Genomic DNA, 15,840 nt, shown 5'->3' with positions numbered 1-15,840 from the left:
ATTCTCCTTACTCAAATAACATAACTTCATGAATCGTATTGACTTTTCTAACCTTAGCACCTCTTAACCCTCTGCGCAGTAAACTTTCTAGTAAGTCGTCCCTGACTACCACATGTTTCTTCCCAAGCCCTTCTAATACAAATACGCTTTTGTCCATGATTTTATGCAGGTCGATTTCTGCATGCTCCACTACACTTCGATCCCGGTTAACCTGACTTTTCTCCGTCAGACAATTATATTCTGCAAAATGAGGTATATAGTATTCACCAAATGCTTTTTGCTCCCCATGAAACAAATTGCAGTCTGTAAATGTCAAATTAGGTTCATATGCCTGCATTACAAATCTCACCATATTAGTTACAAGAAAAAATGGTTCACTTATAACATCAATAAAATCAACATCTGCATTTCCTCTGATTTTTAACAGATAGCTTTCTTTTAATAAAGAATAGGAACCCATTTTCATTTTTTCTACATCAATTTTTCCGAACCAGTTTAGTATATGTGGTGCATTGGTAAACATTTTATCCTGTTCAATTATATAATAACGCATTGCTCCTCCATAACTGCTTTTGGCTATTCCATATTTACATTGGCACCTTTAATATTTATTTTTCCTTTCAGTTCTACCGAGGCTCCACCTTGCTTAATCAGTACTTCCTTTGGTGAAGAGACTTCTAGCGCCTTTTTCCCTACCAGCTTTACTTCCTTACAGGATTCAATATTAATGTCCTTATCACTTACAATTGTAATTCCCTTGTCATCATCCAAACTAACAAACATTCCCTTATTGTTGGTGATACGAATGTATTTTTCATGGAATTCAACCTGCTTCAAATGCTTATTCATCAACGACTTACTATTTACATCACTTCGATCCTTACTGCCCGTCTTCAGATGAACTGCATTAATGACATAAGAATCCTTTTCCTGTTCTGTAGGAAAATAAAGCCTTACCAAATCATCCTTTTCTGGCATACAGTACCAACCTGTTCCGTCAGGTGAAGAGTATACAGTTGCATATGGAAATTCTTTAAAATCTTTTGGTTTATCCTTATCATCTGCCACACAGCTAATCTTCACTTTATCCTTTACCGATTCTTCTATTACCCCATCTAGAGACGCTCCTATCATCCCATAATTATATTCCTTTGGTACTTTAAAACGGTTTTTAGATGCCAGCACATAGGTATTAATAAATTCTTCGGAGTTATAAGAAGTATCTACCTGATAAACATAAAGATTTTCTCCATTCACCTTTACCTTGCTTCCTATTTCAAAACAATCTCTTCCTCTATAAGAAAATTCAACATAGTCGTCTTCTTTTGCCTTTTCTAATCCACATTTTTTAGAAAACATGAACTTATTCATTGACTTTATTCTGGCAAATTCCTGGGTTTCCTGTTTCAGACTCTCATTAATGGCTGGAAGCCCTATTTGAATTAGAACACCATCTGTCACCTGCTGATCAATAATGGTAATCAGCGGCTCGTTAAAATGAGAAGCAATCCTCTTAATAAACTGATAATCTGTTTCAAGATATTGAACGATAAGTTCCCCCTTATCTTCCTTGCCCTTACTCGTATCACTTTCATTAATTTTAAACTTCTGCCCTGCATAAACTTTCTTATTATCTCGAAGTACCCTCTCGATAATCTTTTCTACTTTTGTATCACTTTTCTGGAAGGTTCTGATTTTCTTATCGTAATCCAATAGACAGGACCCTCCAGAATATGTAATGGTAAGCACCACATCTCCACTTCTATTTTCCACTTTAAACTCTGTTATGATACCTGAAAAAATAGTCTTTTCTGTATTATTTTCATCCAAAATTTTAATCGCACCCCATGTAATATCATGGATACTGCTGATATAAGAATCTACTGCATCCTCATCGATTGTAAATTGCACCACAGCATAACCATGCTCATTGATTCCTTTGTGTATTTTACACTCCTTAACATCTAACTGCTCAAACCCAGATATTACAACCTTTACTTCCCTCATACACTACCTCCTCTACTTTAAATACTCCATCGACTCCATAATCTGTTCTGATACGTTTTCCCATATCGCTGCGTCATCTGCAAAACAGCCTATTATGCCTATAAATTGTTCTGTTCCAAGGTTCGTGATAAATACATAGGAATAGCACTGTCGTTCCTCTCTATCATACCCCTTAATTGTAACACGCCCAAAAGTTCTTCCTGCCAGCTGGCAAGCCTTTGTATCATAAAACACAATGGTCTCCTGCGTTTCTTCCATTGCTGCTTTCCATCTTTCAAGAGACTCTTCCAAGTTCCCCTGCTGCTCAGTCAGCATACAAACAAACCCACTGTTTCTATTTGTAAAAACATACTCCTCTGGGAAAAAATTACTTGGATAAATTTCGACTACCCCCCCAAATTGTCCAGTTTCAATCTCCGAAGGTAATAGTAATCGAATTTTACCATTACAGAGTGTTTTTCTTTCAAATATGCACCGTTCTTCTCTTATGTACAGCTTATCATTGATTTTTCCAGAAGCACCTGTTTTGGGCCGATTCAGTACCTCCATTACAATTAAATCAAAGAAATCCTGTTCTTCTTCTAGCTGCTCACTCCACTGCAATTATACGCCCCCTTTGTTTATCTTTAACAACTTCACCGTTCTAAATATATTATTATCCATATCTATCATATCACAATATTTTACTTTCTTACAAGCATTTTTCATAGCGTTAAACATAGTACCAATGGCTTAGATAGAAGCTTCCTTTTATTAAAAATTTATTTTTTTCTTGTAATTAAACAGTTTTTGTTGTACAATTATGCCTTATTATATTATTTTTTGGAGGTATTTCAATGAAAAAACAACACTACATTTTATTAATCTTATTATGCTTCAGCTTGGCAGCCTGCTCTTCTAAAGACAGCTCAGTCTCTACTGGAACTGAAGATTTTGAAAAGCAGATTAAAGAACTTAAGCAGCAGATTACTGATTTAGAGAGTGAAAATGAAGAATTAAAGGAACAGCTCGACACATTTTCCCTTGACGATTTTGACGGTTTTGACGGTTTTGACTTAGCGGAAGAAGAAAGCACCGAAGAAAGCACCGACGTAGATGAAAGTACAATGGAGGTTGTGGAAGAAGGCGACACAATTGTAACAGAACGCATGGAAATAAAACTGAATAAAGTGGAATTCTCCCATGATGTTCTTCCAGACAATGTAGATGGCATGTATACCCATTACGAAGCCGATGCTGATCATGTCTACATACATATTGATACAGATATTAAAAATATACTAAAACAAAAGATAGGTTGTGATGAATTACTTTCTGTTGAAGCAGATTATAATGATGGCTTCAATTATTCTGGATTTACTGTTCCTGAAAATGGTGATACCGACTTTACCTATGACAATATAACATCCATCGACCCACTGGAAACCAAAGGAATCAGATTTCTAATTGACTGTCCTCAAGAGGTTGAGGACACTGATAACTCACTTTTTGTGATTTTTGAGATAGATCAGAAAAAATATAAATACATAATTCGATAGCATTAAAAAGCACTTAGAAAATACTCTAGGTGCTTTGCTTTTTTGCTATTTACATCTACAAACTGATTCCATTCCATTAGAACACTTGCAGTATGCCTGTAAAATTTCTGCCAGTGCTTTTTCCTTTTCTGCACTAGAAACAAATAAACAAGTAACCATATCAATAATTTCTTTCAGCTCCTGTAAATTTTTACTTCTGTGAAGTTCGCAGATTACTTTTTCCACCACCTCGCAAAAAAGCTCAGCTTCACAACGGCTTACCGCAGCTTGACTACATAAAATACAAGTTTTACAATCTTCTACCATACAGAAGGTGCTTTCATTTTCTCCCTTTGTATTACAGCAAGACTTGCAAAAACTACAGGAGCTGCTTTGATTCATCCCCCTGCCATTCACATTTCTGGAATTGTTTTCTCTTACATTTGTTTCTCTTCTATTATCTCCATTCATCTCTATCAGCTCCATTTCATATCAATTATTTACATATAAAATATTGAGAAGCATATAACTATACTTCTCAATATTTTGCACAACAATCTGCCCGCCATTTTAATTAGCAGTCACATTTACAGCCTTCTGAGCTATCTCCACATGGTGAAATGCCTTTATCCGCTAAAACCAGGTCGGCAAGCGCATCAATTAATGTACCCATTGCTTTTTCCTTACAGGAATATGCACATAAAATTTTATTTACCAATTCTGTCTGCTCTGTAATATCTTCTATTTCATTTACCTCTGGGAAAAACTCATTGCATAAAAAGTCTGCTAAGCACTGTGCAATACCAGCTTCTGCTTCTGTAAGCGAATTAATTAATTGTGATTGTGATAAAGTTGGTGGTGAAACAATAGGAAATGCCATAAATAAAACCTCCAAAGATATAATTAAATAATTTCTACAAAACAATATATTCACTTCGTTCCACTTGGTGCATTATTTATCACAAGAATCAGAATCCAACTTATTTAACTTATTTAAGACACAAGCTATATTACATATTAAATTTGCTGAACATTTTTCTAATTTTGCAATGGTTCGGATTCTTTTTTCTAACTCTTCTATTGTTAGCGTATTCAGATCTAATGCATCTGGAAAAATTAATTGCCCAAAATGGACAAAGTTACTTTTATCGGATTCCAAAATATTTTTTTCCAGTATCCACATTTGGCACACATTACTTTTCATGCTGCAATTACCAGTGCATCCTGGCATACATAGATCATTTACAATTTCTATATTCTGACCATCCTTTAACCTTAATGTACCTGGCTGAAAACCAAATGTTACATCTTCTGGAAGGGTGAAAATTAAATGAAACTCCAGCTCTGTAATGGTATCCGCAGGATTCACTTCTACCTTTAAGCCTTGATAAAAACAACAGCTGTCTTCTTCACCAAAGTCATATTCTACATAAAAACGGTTAGGAGATGCTGACTGACAGCCAGAAGAAAAACATTCTGTAAAAGGCACTGGTGTTGTGGCTGGATTCCCAATTATTTCAACAGATGTATTACTACTAGAAATTTGTATTGTACTAACCTGACATTGAATGCAAAAAACTACATTACTAATTGCAGGATCTTGATTTGTTATGGTATATTGAAAATCATATTGACTTCCGTCTATTACAAGGGGTCCTGCCGTTATTTTTCTACTGTTAGACAAAAAGGCATGACAATTGCAACTGCAATTACAAACCTCATTTTCATTTGAACAAAGTATGGTTTCAGCCATGTTACTTTTCCTCCTCACATGTAACAAGTTCATCTAATATTTTGGAAATGCAGCAATCCAGCTCCGCTGTACTATCATTTAATACACATAGCAAGGTAACATATTTTAAAAGAACATCATGATTAGGTGTTACAGAAGTAAAAAACTCCGTCAACTTTTCCAGGATTCTGTCCTTTTCTGCTATGACCTCAGCTTCAATTTCTCCAATTAGACATTTCAATTGGCAGATACAATCATAAGCAAGTGAAAAATAATACAAATTATTTTTGTTTCCCTGCACAGACACCTCACTGCAAAAACAATTGGGCTTAAAACAGCATTTCGTAATTTGAACGGAATAATTACCAGCATCAATATCTGTAAAAATGTATGCTCCCATATAATCGGATTCGGTAGTCCCTATCAATACGCTTCCCTGATACAGCTCTATTTTAGCACCAGCAATTCCACTACCATCTTCTTTATTAATGATGGTTCCACTCAAAGTGGTAGTAAGCGCAAGGGGATCGGAAAAACTGTCATCAAAATTTCCTAATACATCCTTGTTAAAATTATTTTCATTGGTAGCCGTCAGATAAGTAAATCTCAGAGGTGCTTCATCTGAAATTCCTAAATAGGCTCTTAACGTGGATAATTCCATTGCAATATCAAGAAAATAGTTTTGTACCCCTCCTAATGTTGAATCTGCCATTACTGCACGAGCAATATCGAAGTTTGTTATTGGAAATAAAATAGGATTTCCCTCTGCCTGATCGTTAAAACCAGTTCCTGGAGAGTTCCTAATGAGATTTTCTTTTAGCAGTACTGCATTTGTATTTCCTGCTAAAGCAAGTTCCCACGCGTAGCTATACAGGGTAAGCTGCTGCTGAATGTCAAAAAGTATGACCCAGGCATAATTTTGAAATCCTGTCTGTGCCACATTTCTTGGATCCCCACGAAGCCGAAATCGAAAAAAGGCATACACATCATCTGTTGCAAAATATACCGCTGGAAATGCCAGCGTTCCCACAATATCAGTACCAGCCGGATTCTCATCTCCTACTGGATCCGTAAAAGGAACCCCATCCTTCTCCAACGCAATAAATTCCCCATTAATCGGGAAAGTAATACTCATACCTTCCCCTCCTTATATTCCTTAATGCTATTACTAATTATCTTATGTTGTTTTTCCTTCATTGTGCTAAGCCTTTCTTATACAAATTGTGGATTTTTCTTGACGTAATGGTAAAAAAATCATAAACTATAACTATCGTATCGTGTACGAAATATTTTTTATGCGGAGGGAATTATTTATGGGCATCTTAACACGTTTTAGGGATATTATGTCAGCTAATATTAATGCATTACTTGACAAAGCTGAGGATCCAGAAAAAATGATCGATCAATGTTTACGCAACTTAAATAGTGATCTTGGAAAAGTAAAAGCTGAAACAGCTACGGTTATGGCAGAGGAACAACGAGCAAAGAGAGAATTTGACGAATGTACTGAAGAAATGAATAAACTTCAGGCTTATGCAATAAAAGCATTAGAAGCTGGAAATGAAGCAGATGCAAAAGCATTTTTAGAAAAAAAGGCTTTTGTAGCTACCAAACATACTGAGTTAGAAAAAGCATATACACTGGCCAAAACCAATGCACAAAATATGCGGGCAATGCATGACAAGCTTGTAGGTGACATTGAAGAGCTTGAAAGCCGCCGTAGTACTATCAAGGCAAAACTTGCTGCTGCTAAAACACAGGAGCGTATTAATAAAATGACTAGTTCCTTAGATGGTGCAAACGATTCGATCGCTTCCTTTGAACGTTTTGAGGCACAAGCTGATAAAGCACTTGATGCTGCAAATGCTATGGCTGAATTGAACGCTGGACCAAAGGATGACATCAAAGAGCTTAAGAGTAAGTATGATATTGATTCTACTTCCATCGATGCAGAATTAGAGGCATTAAAGGCAAGTTTGAATAAATAATATCAGCCTTTAGGCTGTAGCACTTTGCTACGGCCTTTTTTCGTTTATTTCAAGATAATAGGAGGAATAAATTAATGATTTTACAATATAAATGTCCGAATTGTGGTGCTGACATGATCTATGACAGTCATTCTGGCATGCTGTCCTGCCAAAGCTGCGGCACTTCAATGAACATTGAGCAGATGCCAAAATCTAGTACAGGATCAACTACAAACGGTGACAGCTATCGAGAAGAGGGTGCCGATGCTGATGACATAAATGAAGAATATGGGGATTTTGAGGAATTTGAAACCCATACTGGTTCTGGCACCTTTTATGAAAATGAAGCGGTTCATTACCATTGCAATAACTGTGGAGCTGAATTAATTACAAATCCAGATACTACAGCAACTACTTGCAGCTTTTGTGGTTCGCCAATGGTCTTAGGAGATCGCCTGACAGGCAGCATGGCTCCAGCCAAAGTTTTGCCGTTCTGTATCAGCAAAGAACAGGCACAGGCAGCATTTAAAAAATGGTGTAAAAAAGGACGCTTAACTCCTCGTGGTTTTATGAATGCCGATCGTATTAAAAGTATAACTGGAATGTACGTCCCTTTCTGGCTATATGATGCCAATGGACGAGGTGAAATCCAGGCAACAGCTACCAAAGTACGTCATTATACCCGAGGTGATTACCGATATACAGAAACTAGATATTATGATATTTATCGTAAAGTAGATTTATTATTTGAAAAGATACCTGTAGATGCTTCCGAAAAAATGGATGACACCCTTATGGATAAGCTGGAACCTTTTCCTTATGACAACCTAAAAGAGTTTAATGCCCCTTACCTGTCAGGATATATTGCAGAAAAATACAATTATACAGATAGGCAGCTTTTTCCTCGTTTACAAGCAAAAACAGAATCGTTTGTAGATTCCTTTATTCGGAATTCTATTAGTGGATATACAAGTGTTACTTATAATCACAGCTGGATTGATATCAAACAACGCAATGCTGATTATACCTTATTGCCTGTATGGCTGGTATGTTATGATTACAATCAGTCTGAACATATTTTTGCCATGAACGGCCAGACTGGAAAGGTTGTTGGAAAACCTCCAATCAGCAAACAAAAAGTATTCCTTTGGTTTACGGGCTTAACTATTGCCTTTTTCCCTATTGTTTTTCTTATCTTAACAACAATAATGGGAGGCAGCTAACAATGTCAAATAATACTTACACCGCAAAAACAGCTGTACTTTGCAAACTTATTCTACTTGCTATTACAATACTTTTTGTTTTTGCAATTCCTTTAAAAATAAATGCAAAATCTACGGATACGAAAAAACTACATGATACCATTCATCTTTTTAACAGCAGCAATGCCAAAAAGGTACGCAGTGCTTTAACAAAAGCAAGTAACTCCAGTGGTTTGGATATTATCGTTGTTACCACCGATACCATTTCTTTTGGAAAAGGAGCTACCTACATAGAAAATTTTGCAAATACTACTGTAAAATCTTCTGCTGATTGTGTAATTCTACTAATCAATATAGAATCCGATGGCTATAGTTATGAAATGAAACCCTTCGGAAATGCGAAACTTTATTTAAATTCCTATCGAACCAATTTGATATTAGGTGATTTAAATAGAAAAGGCAGCAATTATGTTTCTGCTGTAAAGCAATTTGCCAGCAGTATTGTGGAGTGCTCTAAGCATCCTATCACATATTCTCCTGTTGGTAAATCTACTAAAATAAAAAAGTTATATGATAAAATAGAACTGTTTAACAAAACAAAAACCAACCGGCTAAAAAAACACTTAGCTATTACGAGCAAGCTTTGCGGATTGGATATCATTGTCATTACAACAGATGATATTACCTATGATCAGCAAATAGACTATCTCCAAAATTTTGCGGATACTACTGCGGCATCATCAAAAGATTGTGTTCTTATGTTAATTAATTTGAATCCGGAAGATCCAGGCTATGAGATTCAGGGATATGGTAAAGCACAAAAATATATGAACAATCAGACTATTTCCGATACTTTAGACCTTATATATCCTGCAATGAAGTCTAAGCGATACAGCTCTGCCATTTATCAATTTGCAGATCAAGTAGTCGCCTACACAACTGATGTTGACGAAAATAACCTTCCCATAAGACTGTATGATAATACCGATACCTTCGGCGTAATTGAAACAGAAACGCTCAATGATAAATTACTCCAAAGCAGTGACTCGACCGGTTTTGATCTTATTGTGATTATGGAGGATTCTCTCGATAAAGAAGCTCAAAAGGATTATCTGGATAATTTTCAAGAAAATGCTGGGAACATTTCTAAGAATTCCGCACTCATGCTAGTGAATATAACACCAGAAGCGGCTTCCTACACCATTCAATCCTCTGGAAGCGGAAATAAAATTTTTGGCAAAGAGCAAAAAGAAGAAACTATTGAAAAGCTTAAGCTAATTGAAAGTGATTATATGAAAGCAGTAGAAACATTTGCTGAAGATGCCATACACTACTCACGTATTTACTCTGATTCTGGTGATTCTAGTGCCTTTGTAGATGCCTATGGATATAATGAGTCTACTGCTCCTGTTTACATGATTATTTCATTGTTACTTTCTATGTTAATTGCAAGGCTTTTTATCTCCCAGATGAAACCTGGCAGACGAGGAAAGAGTTACAACCGTCCAGTTAACTATTTATCTCCTCAATCTTCTGTTTTTCTAGACAGAAGAGATGAACATGTGGATACTGTAGTTACAAAAGAAAGATTTCGATATCCAGAAGAACACAAAGATAACACTCATTCTCACCATCACAATGATTCTACGCGTAATGATTTTTTTGAGCGTAATGATTCATCCGACCATGATCATGACCATCACAATGACAATGACAATGACAAAAGGGATTATACCCCTCATAGTGGTGTTTCTTCTGGTGGACGCAGTCACTCTGGAGGCGGCCGCCGGTTATAATAACACTTATTTTGATTAATATCAGAAAGGATGGAAGCTGTATGACACAATGTTCAAAACATTTTCCTGTGCGGATACTGGTTTTGCTGTTACTGCTGTTTGTTTTAGGCTGCCCAATTAAGATATCTGCTGAATCTACCGATATACAAAAAGTATATGACACCATTGATTTATTTGGGAATGATGCTGAAGAACTGGAGAATTACTTAAACGAAAAGAGTCTTTCCAGTGGCTTTGACATTATTGTAATTACGGAGGATTCTATTACCTACAGTGAACAAAAGGAATATTTAGAGGATTTTGCAGATACTACTGCTTATTCCTCACCAGATTGTGTGCTAATGCTGTTAAATTTGAATCCACAAGATTCAGGATATGAGATTCAAGGTTACGGAAAAGCTGAGGACTATATTACAAATTCTAGAATAGACCAGATTGTAGACGATATATACAATAACTTGAAACAACATAATTATGTTGCTGCAATTAAGCATTATGCCGATAAAGTAGAAAAATACTCATCAAAAAAACCTGGTGCGCCCACGGCCATGACTTACTTATTAATGCTTGCCATTTCTATGGGAATTTCTGCTGTTGTTGTAGGTATTATGGTATTTAATTCTGGTGGTCGTATGACCACCTCATTTAACACGTATCTAAATCCACAAAACTCCCGAATTTTAGCAAGACGGGACCGGTATGTCCATACCACTGTTACAAAAACAAAAATTGAACGTTCCTCTGGAAACGGCGGTGGTCATGGCGGCATTTCTGCTGGCGGCAGAAGCCATTCTGGCGGCGGCAGACGTTTGTAAAAAGACACTAACTTAACATGATATATGAAAGGAATGAATTTATATGGGATTATTTTCAGGTCAGTTTTCTAACGTAGTAGAGTGGGATGAATTTCGAGAAGATATGATTTTTTGGAAATGGAGTAATAAGGAAATTAAGAAAGGCAGTAAATTAATTATTCGCCCTGGCCAGGATGCTATTTTTATGTTTAACGGCCGTATCGAAGGTATCTTTAAGGATGATGGTGATTATGATATTGAATCTCAGATCATTCCATTTTTATCCACTTTAAAAGGCTTTAAATTTGGCTTTAACAGCGGCATGCGGGCAGAAGTTCTTTTTGTCAATACAAAGGAATTTCAAATCAGATGGGGAACCAGAGCGCCTATAAATATTCCAAATCCTCAGCTTCCAGGAGGACTTCCAATCCGTGGTAATGGGACATTAACCTTTAAAGTAAATGATTATGTTGCCCTGATTGATAAAATTGCTGGGGTAAAACAGTCCTATTGCGTAGAAGATGTAAAAGAAAGAATTGTTGCTGTTTTAGATCAGCTTTTAATGAAATGGATTACAAAAGAAGGCAAAGATATTTTTAATCTTATGGCAAATGCATATGACATTTCCAAGGGAATTAAGACTGATTTGGATATGGAACTAATAAATACAGGTATGACTATTATGAACTTCACCATTGGAAGTTTTAATTACCCTGAGAACATACAGAAAATGATTGAAAAAAATGCTTCTCACAGTATGGTAGGTGACGTTAACCGGTATTCCCAGATTTCCATGGTAGACGGTATGACCTCGGGAAACATGAAAGGTGGTGGTGCTGCTTCTGATATGGCGAGTATGATGATGGGTATGCAGATGGCAAACCAGATGATGAATAATATAAACCAAAATAATCAGAATACTGCTTCTGCTCCTTCAAGTGGGGCAAAACCTAATTTCTGCCCTAATTGTGGTGCCAAAACAGGCGAAGGAAACTTCTGTTCCAACTGTGGGGCAAAGCTCGTTTAAAAACATAAATATAGACAAATAGAGAGGATGTCACTTACCGCTGTTATTCAGCTAGTATGTGGCATCCTTGTTTTATTATCTATGATTCAACCTTATCATTATAGATTGCATATTGATTTTTACCCATTTTTTTTGCTATATATAGTGCATTATCAGCATTTACAAACATTTCCTCATAGGAGTACTCTTTACCATCCTGAACAAAAGCACCTACACTAATTGATACTCTTCCCTTCCATTCTCTGCTTGTATGAATGCGTTCTATTTGTTGGCACAATCTTTGTGCCTTCTCTTTCACTTCGTCTTCTGTACCATTCGAGGTTATGTATACTAAGAACTCATCTCCACCAATTCTGCCAACCAATTCCCCGTCTGCAAAATTCTTCTTTAGTGTTTTTGCAATTTCTATTAAAACAGCATCTCCAAATAAATGACCATAATTATCATTTATTTTTTTAAAATTATCCACATCAATAATAAGCATGGCATTTTGCTTACTTTCATCCACCTGTATTAAATACTGATTGATTTTATTCTCAATCGCTTTCTTATTCAACAGCTTTGTCATGGTGTCCAGCTGTGACTTCTTCAATAAATGTTCTTTTTCCCTTTTCTCATAATCAATATTTACAATACGGCCAACTATCTTTACTTCACATCCATCCTCATCCAAAATAGTGGTGTGATAAATCCGAAACCACTCATAACCGTCTTGTGCCAAATTGAGCCTTAGCTCCGTATACTGCCTTTTATCACCTACATTTTTATGAAAGAATATTTCTTCAAATGCAGTCACATCTTTTGCAGCTACATTTTTCTCTTTCAAAAATACCTCTTTGAAATTTTGTATTACTCCATCACTTTTATAAATTTTTTCAAACTGAGGTCCAAAAACCATAGTATCTAAAATAATATCATATTCAAAATTAATATCGTTGGATATTTCAGAAATAATCCGATATCGTTCTTCTTCTACTTCTAATTCCTTTTGAATTACTTTAAAATCAGTTATGTCAAAAAGTACACCGCTATAACAATTAATCGTATCTTCTGTAGTGCTTTCTAAACGTTTTAAGTAAATTTTTAAATATTTGATTTCCTCTGATTGGGTAAAGATTGCAAATTCAATGTTTTCAACTAAATTATTCCGTACCATTTCTACCTTCTGTAAAAACAGTTCCTGTTCCTCTTCAAACACAATCTGCCTAAGACTGTTGCTCATATTTTCAAATTCCTGCTCATTATATCCAATCAGTTCGTAAAATACATCATTACCATATAGCACTGTACAACTATTATCGAGAACTATTTTAACGATGCCTACCGCTAAATTTTCAGCAACTGCTATCAAGTCCTCTCTCTCAAACAGCTCTTTCTTCATGTCTATTCCATCCATTTTCTATACCAACTGCCGTCATTGCAACCCACCAGGAACCAGATAGCTGGTCCTGGTGAAAACAAGAAAAATTATTTGTTAAGCACTATTTATATCCTATTAAGCTTTATTGACAGAACCAAATAACTCCATTTTTTCTTTTACTGTAGCTTTAATTGCTTCAAATCCTGGCGCTAAAAGCTTACGAGGATCAAAACCTTTTCCTTGTTGATCTTTACCAGCTTCTACATATTCACGAGTTGCTGCTGCAAAGGATAACTGACACTCTGTGTTAACATTAATTTTTGCAACACCAAGTGAAATAGCCTTTTTAATCATATCTTCTGGAATACCTGTACCTCCATGAAGTACTAATGGCATGTCTCCAGTTAACTTTTGAATAGCATCTAATGTATCAAAGCTTAAACCTGCCCAGTTTTCTGGATATTTACCATGAATATTACCAATACCAGCTGCTAACATAGTAACACCTAATTCTGCAATTGTCTTACATTCTCCTGGATCAGCACATTCTCCAGCTCCTACTACTCCATCTTCTTCTCCACCAATAGAACCAACTTCTGCTTCTAATGATAATCCTAAAACATCACAAGCATTTACTAAAATTTTAGTTTTCTCAATGTTTTCTTCAATTGGATAGTGTGAACCATCAAACATAACAGATGAGAAACCTGCATTGATACATGCCTTTGCTCCTTCAAAGCTGCCATGATCCAAATGCAAAGCAACAGGAACAGTAATGTTTAACTCTTCTAACATACCGTTTACCATTCCAACTATTGTTTTGTATCCACACATGTATTTTCCAGCACCCTCTGAAACACCTAAAATTACTGGTGAATTCATCTCCTGTGCAGTAAGCAGAACTGCCTTTGTCCATTCCATATTATTAATATTAAATTGTCCTACTGCATATTTTCCTGCCTTTGCCTTTGTAAGCATTTCCTTTGCTGATACTAATGCCATCTTTCATTCCTCCATATCTCTTTGTATATTTCTAAAAGAAGCTTTTTCCTTCTATAGAATTCTTGTTTATTATAACCTATATCATCCAAAAAGAAAATAATATAGTAGTATCTACTTCAAAATATTTTTAGTGGCAGCTGCAATTGCACCCACAACCGCATCCTTCTTCTCCATCATGATTTCCACAGGTTGGAGAACTGCTTGCTATTGTTGCCCCATCTAAGTAGGCTGCAACTTGTACATCTGCATCTCCTTGTTGTCCAGGAACTATTACAATCTGATTACTCATAAGAATCTTCATGGCACTTTCTCCAATGCCCCCACAAATTAATGTCGTAGCATCTTGCTCTACTAAAAGCCTGCTGATTTCATCATGTCCTTTACTATTGGTTTCTATGATACTCTTGCTTTTTTGTACTCCATTTTCTATATCATAGATGGCAAATCTCTCACAAGAGCCAAAATGTTGATAAATATTTCCCTCTTCGTCCACTGTAACTGCTATTCTCTGATTTTGCATAGTTTTACAGCCACATTCGGACTGAATTCTGCCTGGATAATTTTCTTCAATTAGTGCTACTGCGTCATCCAGCCAGCTGCCCTCCAAGCCCTCTATGTTTTCACTATCTACAGCATTGGATATCTCTGGTGTTAATGGTAACTTGCCAAGTACTTTAATGTGATACTTTTCAGCTACTTCGTTTATATTACTTTTACCAAATACTTGAATCTGTTCCCCACAATTTCCACAACTTACATAGCTATAGTTTTCTACCAGTCCAATAATTGGAACATTCATAGCTTTTGCCATATTAACAGCCTTTCCAACAATCATGGAAACTAAGTCCTGCGGAGAGGTTACAATAACAATTCCATCTAATGGTATTGACTGAAATACTGTTAGTGGAACATCTCCTGTTCCTGGTGGCATATCAACAAACATATACTCTACATTTCCCCATACCACATCTGTCCAGAATTGTTTTACTGTTCCTGCAATAATAGGTCCACGCCAGATAACAGGCATTTCTTCTTCCTCTAACAATAAATTTACAGACATTACTTTTATTCCATTTTTACTATAACAAGGAAAAATACCCAGTTCGTTTCCTTTTGCTTTTTCATGTATACCAAATGTCTTTGGTATAGATGGTCCTGTAATATCAGCATCCAATATTGCTGTTTCATAACCTTTTCTATTTAATAGTACGGATAAATATGAGGTTATAAAAGATTTTCCAACGCCGCCTTTTCCGCTTACTACTCCGATTACTCGATTTACCTTGCTATATTGATTAACTGGTTCATATAGTTCTTCTTTTGATTGCTGCCTTGAACTACAGTCCTCTGAACAGCTTCCGCAGCTTCCACTACAGTTTTCACTTGCTTCGCTCATTTTTAATCCTCCTAATTAAACTTATAAATATTTGTTTGCC

16 protein-coding genes are annotated in these 15,840 nt (G+C 35.9%); 6 read left to right on the top strand and 10 right to left on the bottom strand.

Going from position 1 to position 15,840, the window contains the following annotated elements:
• Positions 1-7 precede the first annotated feature (7 nt).
• Genes BM305_RS03195 through BM305_RS03185 form a run of 3 tightly spaced genes read right to left on the bottom strand, consistent with a single transcriptional unit; the run spans position 8 to position 2,610 of the window.
• Complete coding sequence (locus BM305_RS03195) at positions 8-553, bottom strand: hypothetical protein (RefSeq protein WP_092559254.1); 546 nt, start codon at positions 551-553, stop codon at positions 8-10.
• Positions 554-576: 23 nt separating this feature from the next.
• Positions 577-2,007, bottom strand: a complete 1,431-nt coding sequence (locus BM305_RS03190) for a contractile injection system protein, VgrG/Pvc8 family (protein ID WP_092559253.1) — start codon at positions 2,005-2,007, stop codon at positions 577-579.
• Positions 2,008-2,019: 12 nt separating this feature from the next.
• Positions 2,020-2,610, bottom strand: a complete 591-nt coding sequence (locus BM305_RS03185; RefSeq protein WP_092559252.1) for a hypothetical protein — start codon at positions 2,608-2,610, stop codon at positions 2,020-2,022.
• Between the two features lie 233 nt (positions 2,611-2,843).
• On the opposite strand from BM305_RS03185, the gene BM305_RS03180 reads away from it, so the two are divergent.
• Positions 2,844-3,545: a hypothetical protein gene (locus BM305_RS03180; protein WP_092559251.1), complete on the top strand. Its 702-nt coding sequence runs from the start codon at positions 2,844-2,846 to the stop codon at positions 3,543-3,545.
• A gap of 45 nt (positions 3,546-3,590) precedes the next feature.
• Here BM305_RS03180 and BM305_RS03175 read toward each other — a convergent pair whose 3' ends face one another.
• The 4 genes from BM305_RS03175 to BM305_RS03160 all read right to left on the bottom strand — a co-directional run bounded on the left by BM305_RS03175 (position 3,591) and on the right by BM305_RS03160 (position 6,391).
• Entirely contained in the window at positions 3,591-3,995 is a 405-nt protein-coding gene (locus tag BM305_RS03175; protein WP_092559250.1) for a hypothetical protein, read from the bottom strand.
• 103 nt (positions 3,996-4,098) lie between these two features.
• Complete coding sequence (locus tag BM305_RS03170) at positions 4,099-4,404, bottom strand: hypothetical protein (protein WP_092559249.1); 306 nt, start codon at positions 4,402-4,404, stop codon at positions 4,099-4,101.
• Between the two features lie 72 nt (positions 4,405-4,476).
• A complete protein-coding gene (locus tag BM305_RS03165) occupies positions 4,477-5,277 on the bottom strand; it encodes a hypothetical protein (protein ID WP_092559248.1) in 801 nt (266 codons plus the stop codon).
• A 1-nt stretch (position 5,278) separates the two neighbouring features.
• Positions 5,279-6,391: a carboxypeptidase-like regulatory domain-containing protein gene (locus BM305_RS03160; RefSeq protein WP_092559247.1), complete on the bottom strand. Its 1,113-nt coding sequence runs from the start codon at positions 6,389-6,391 to the stop codon at positions 5,279-5,281.
• A gap of 178 nt (positions 6,392-6,569) precedes the next feature.
• Here BM305_RS03160 and BM305_RS03155 point away from each other — a divergent pair, with 178 nt between their 5' ends.
• From BM305_RS03155 to BM305_RS03135, 5 genes are all read left to right on the top strand, one after another.
• Entirely contained in the window at positions 6,570-7,244 is a 675-nt protein-coding gene (locus tag BM305_RS03155) for a PspA/IM30 family protein (RefSeq protein ID WP_092559246.1), read from the top strand.
• A 74-nt stretch (positions 7,245-7,318) separates the two neighbouring features.
• Positions 7,319-8,446 (top strand): TFIIB-type zinc ribbon-containing protein, encoded by a 1,128-nt coding sequence (locus BM305_RS03150; protein WP_092559245.1) that lies wholly within the window; start codon positions 7,319-7,321, stop codon positions 8,444-8,446.
• Between the two features lie 2 nt (positions 8,447-8,448).
• The gene (locus BM305_RS03145; RefSeq protein WP_092559244.1) at positions 8,449-10,221 is read left to right on the top strand and encodes a TPM domain-containing protein; all 1,773 of its coding nucleotides are present in this window, start codon (positions 8,449-8,451) and stop codon (positions 10,219-10,221) included.
• An 11-nt stretch (positions 10,222-10,232) separates the two neighbouring features.
• Positions 10,233-11,036 (top strand): TPM domain-containing protein, encoded by an 804-nt coding sequence (locus BM305_RS03140; RefSeq protein WP_092559243.1) that lies wholly within the window; start codon positions 10,233-10,235, stop codon positions 11,034-11,036.
• Positions 11,037-11,079: 43 nt separating this feature from the next.
• Positions 11,080-12,042, top strand: a complete 963-nt coding sequence (locus BM305_RS03135; protein WP_092559242.1) for an SPFH domain-containing protein — start codon at positions 11,080-11,082, stop codon at positions 12,040-12,042.
• A gap of 79 nt (positions 12,043-12,121) precedes the next feature.
• On the opposite strand, the gene BM305_RS03130 is transcribed toward BM305_RS03135, so the two are convergent.
• The 3 genes from BM305_RS03130 to BM305_RS03120 all read right to left on the bottom strand — a co-directional run bounded on the left by BM305_RS03130 (position 12,122) and on the right by BM305_RS03120 (position 15,800).
• Positions 12,122-13,438: a diguanylate cyclase domain-containing protein gene (locus tag BM305_RS03130; RefSeq protein WP_092559241.1), complete on the bottom strand. Its 1,317-nt coding sequence runs from the start codon at positions 13,436-13,438 to the stop codon at positions 12,122-12,124.
• 99 nt (positions 13,439-13,537) lie between these two features.
• Complete coding sequence (fba, locus tag BM305_RS03125; protein ID WP_092559240.1) at positions 13,538-14,404, bottom strand: class II fructose-1,6-bisphosphate aldolase; 867 nt, start codon at positions 14,402-14,404, stop codon at positions 13,538-13,540.
• A gap of 127 nt (positions 14,405-14,531) precedes the next feature.
• On the bottom strand, positions 14,532-15,800 hold the full coding sequence (locus BM305_RS03120) for a P-loop NTPase (RefSeq protein ID WP_092559239.1): 1,269 nt from the start codon (positions 15,798-15,800) through the stop codon (positions 14,532-14,534).
• Between the last annotated feature and the right edge of the window lie 40 nt (positions 15,801-15,840).

This window comes from Anaeromicropila populeti (assembly GCF_900112775.1).
Classification (GTDB): Bacteria; Bacillota; Clostridia; order Lachnospirales; family Lachnospiraceae; genus Anaeromicropila_A; species Anaeromicropila_A populeti.
This window is presented reverse-complemented; position numbering and strand designations above follow the sequence as displayed.

What these genes read in the sequence shown, in the direction of transcription:
- BM305_RS03195 (WP_092559254.1), bottom strand. Translation starts at nt 553, where the DNA reads ATGCGTTATTATATAATTGAACAGGATAAAATGTTTACCAATGCACCA.
- BM305_RS03190 (WP_092559253.1), bottom strand. Translation starts at nt 2,007, where the DNA reads ATGAGGGAAGTAAAGGTTGTAATATCTGGGTTTGAGCAGTTAGATGTT.
- BM305_RS03180 (WP_092559251.1), top strand. Translation starts at nt 2,844, where the DNA reads ATGAAAAAACAACACTACATTTTATTAATCTTATTATGCTTCAGCTTG.
- BM305_RS03175 (WP_092559250.1), bottom strand. Translation starts at nt 3,995, where the DNA reads ATGAATGGAGATAATAGAAGAGAAACAAATGTAAGAGAAAACAATTCC.
- BM305_RS03170 (WP_092559249.1), bottom strand. Translation starts at nt 4,404, where the DNA reads ATGGCATTTCCTATTGTTTCACCACCAACTTTATCACAATCACAATTA.
- BM305_RS03165 (WP_092559248.1), bottom strand. Translation starts at nt 5,277, where the DNA reads ATGGCTGAAACCATACTTTGTTCAAATGAAAATGAGGTTTGTAATTGC.
- BM305_RS03160 (WP_092559247.1), bottom strand. Translation starts at nt 6,391, where the DNA reads ATGAGTATTACTTTCCCGATTAATGGGGAATTTATTGCGTTGGAGAAG.
- BM305_RS03155 (WP_092559246.1), top strand. Translation starts at nt 6,570, where the DNA reads ATGGGCATCTTAACACGTTTTAGGGATATTATGTCAGCTAATATTAAT.
- BM305_RS03150 (WP_092559245.1), top strand. Translation starts at nt 7,319, where the DNA reads ATGATTTTACAATATAAATGTCCGAATTGTGGTGCTGACATGATCTAT.
- BM305_RS03145 (WP_092559244.1), top strand. Translation starts at nt 8,449, where the DNA reads ATGTCAAATAATACTTACACCGCAAAAACAGCTGTACTTTGCAAACTT.
- BM305_RS03135 (WP_092559242.1), top strand. Translation starts at nt 11,080, where the DNA reads ATGGGATTATTTTCAGGTCAGTTTTCTAACGTAGTAGAGTGGGATGAA.
- BM305_RS03130 (WP_092559241.1), bottom strand. Translation starts at nt 13,438, where the DNA reads ATGGATGGAATAGACATGAAGAAAGAGCTGTTTGAGAGAGAGGACTTG.
- fba (WP_092559240.1), bottom strand. Translation starts at nt 14,404, where the DNA reads ATGGCATTAGTATCAGCAAAGGAAATGCTTACAAAGGCAAAGGCAGGA.
- BM305_RS03120 (WP_092559239.1), bottom strand. Translation starts at nt 15,800, where the DNA reads ATGAGCGAAGCAAGTGAAAACTGTAGTGGAAGCTGCGGAAGCTGTTCA.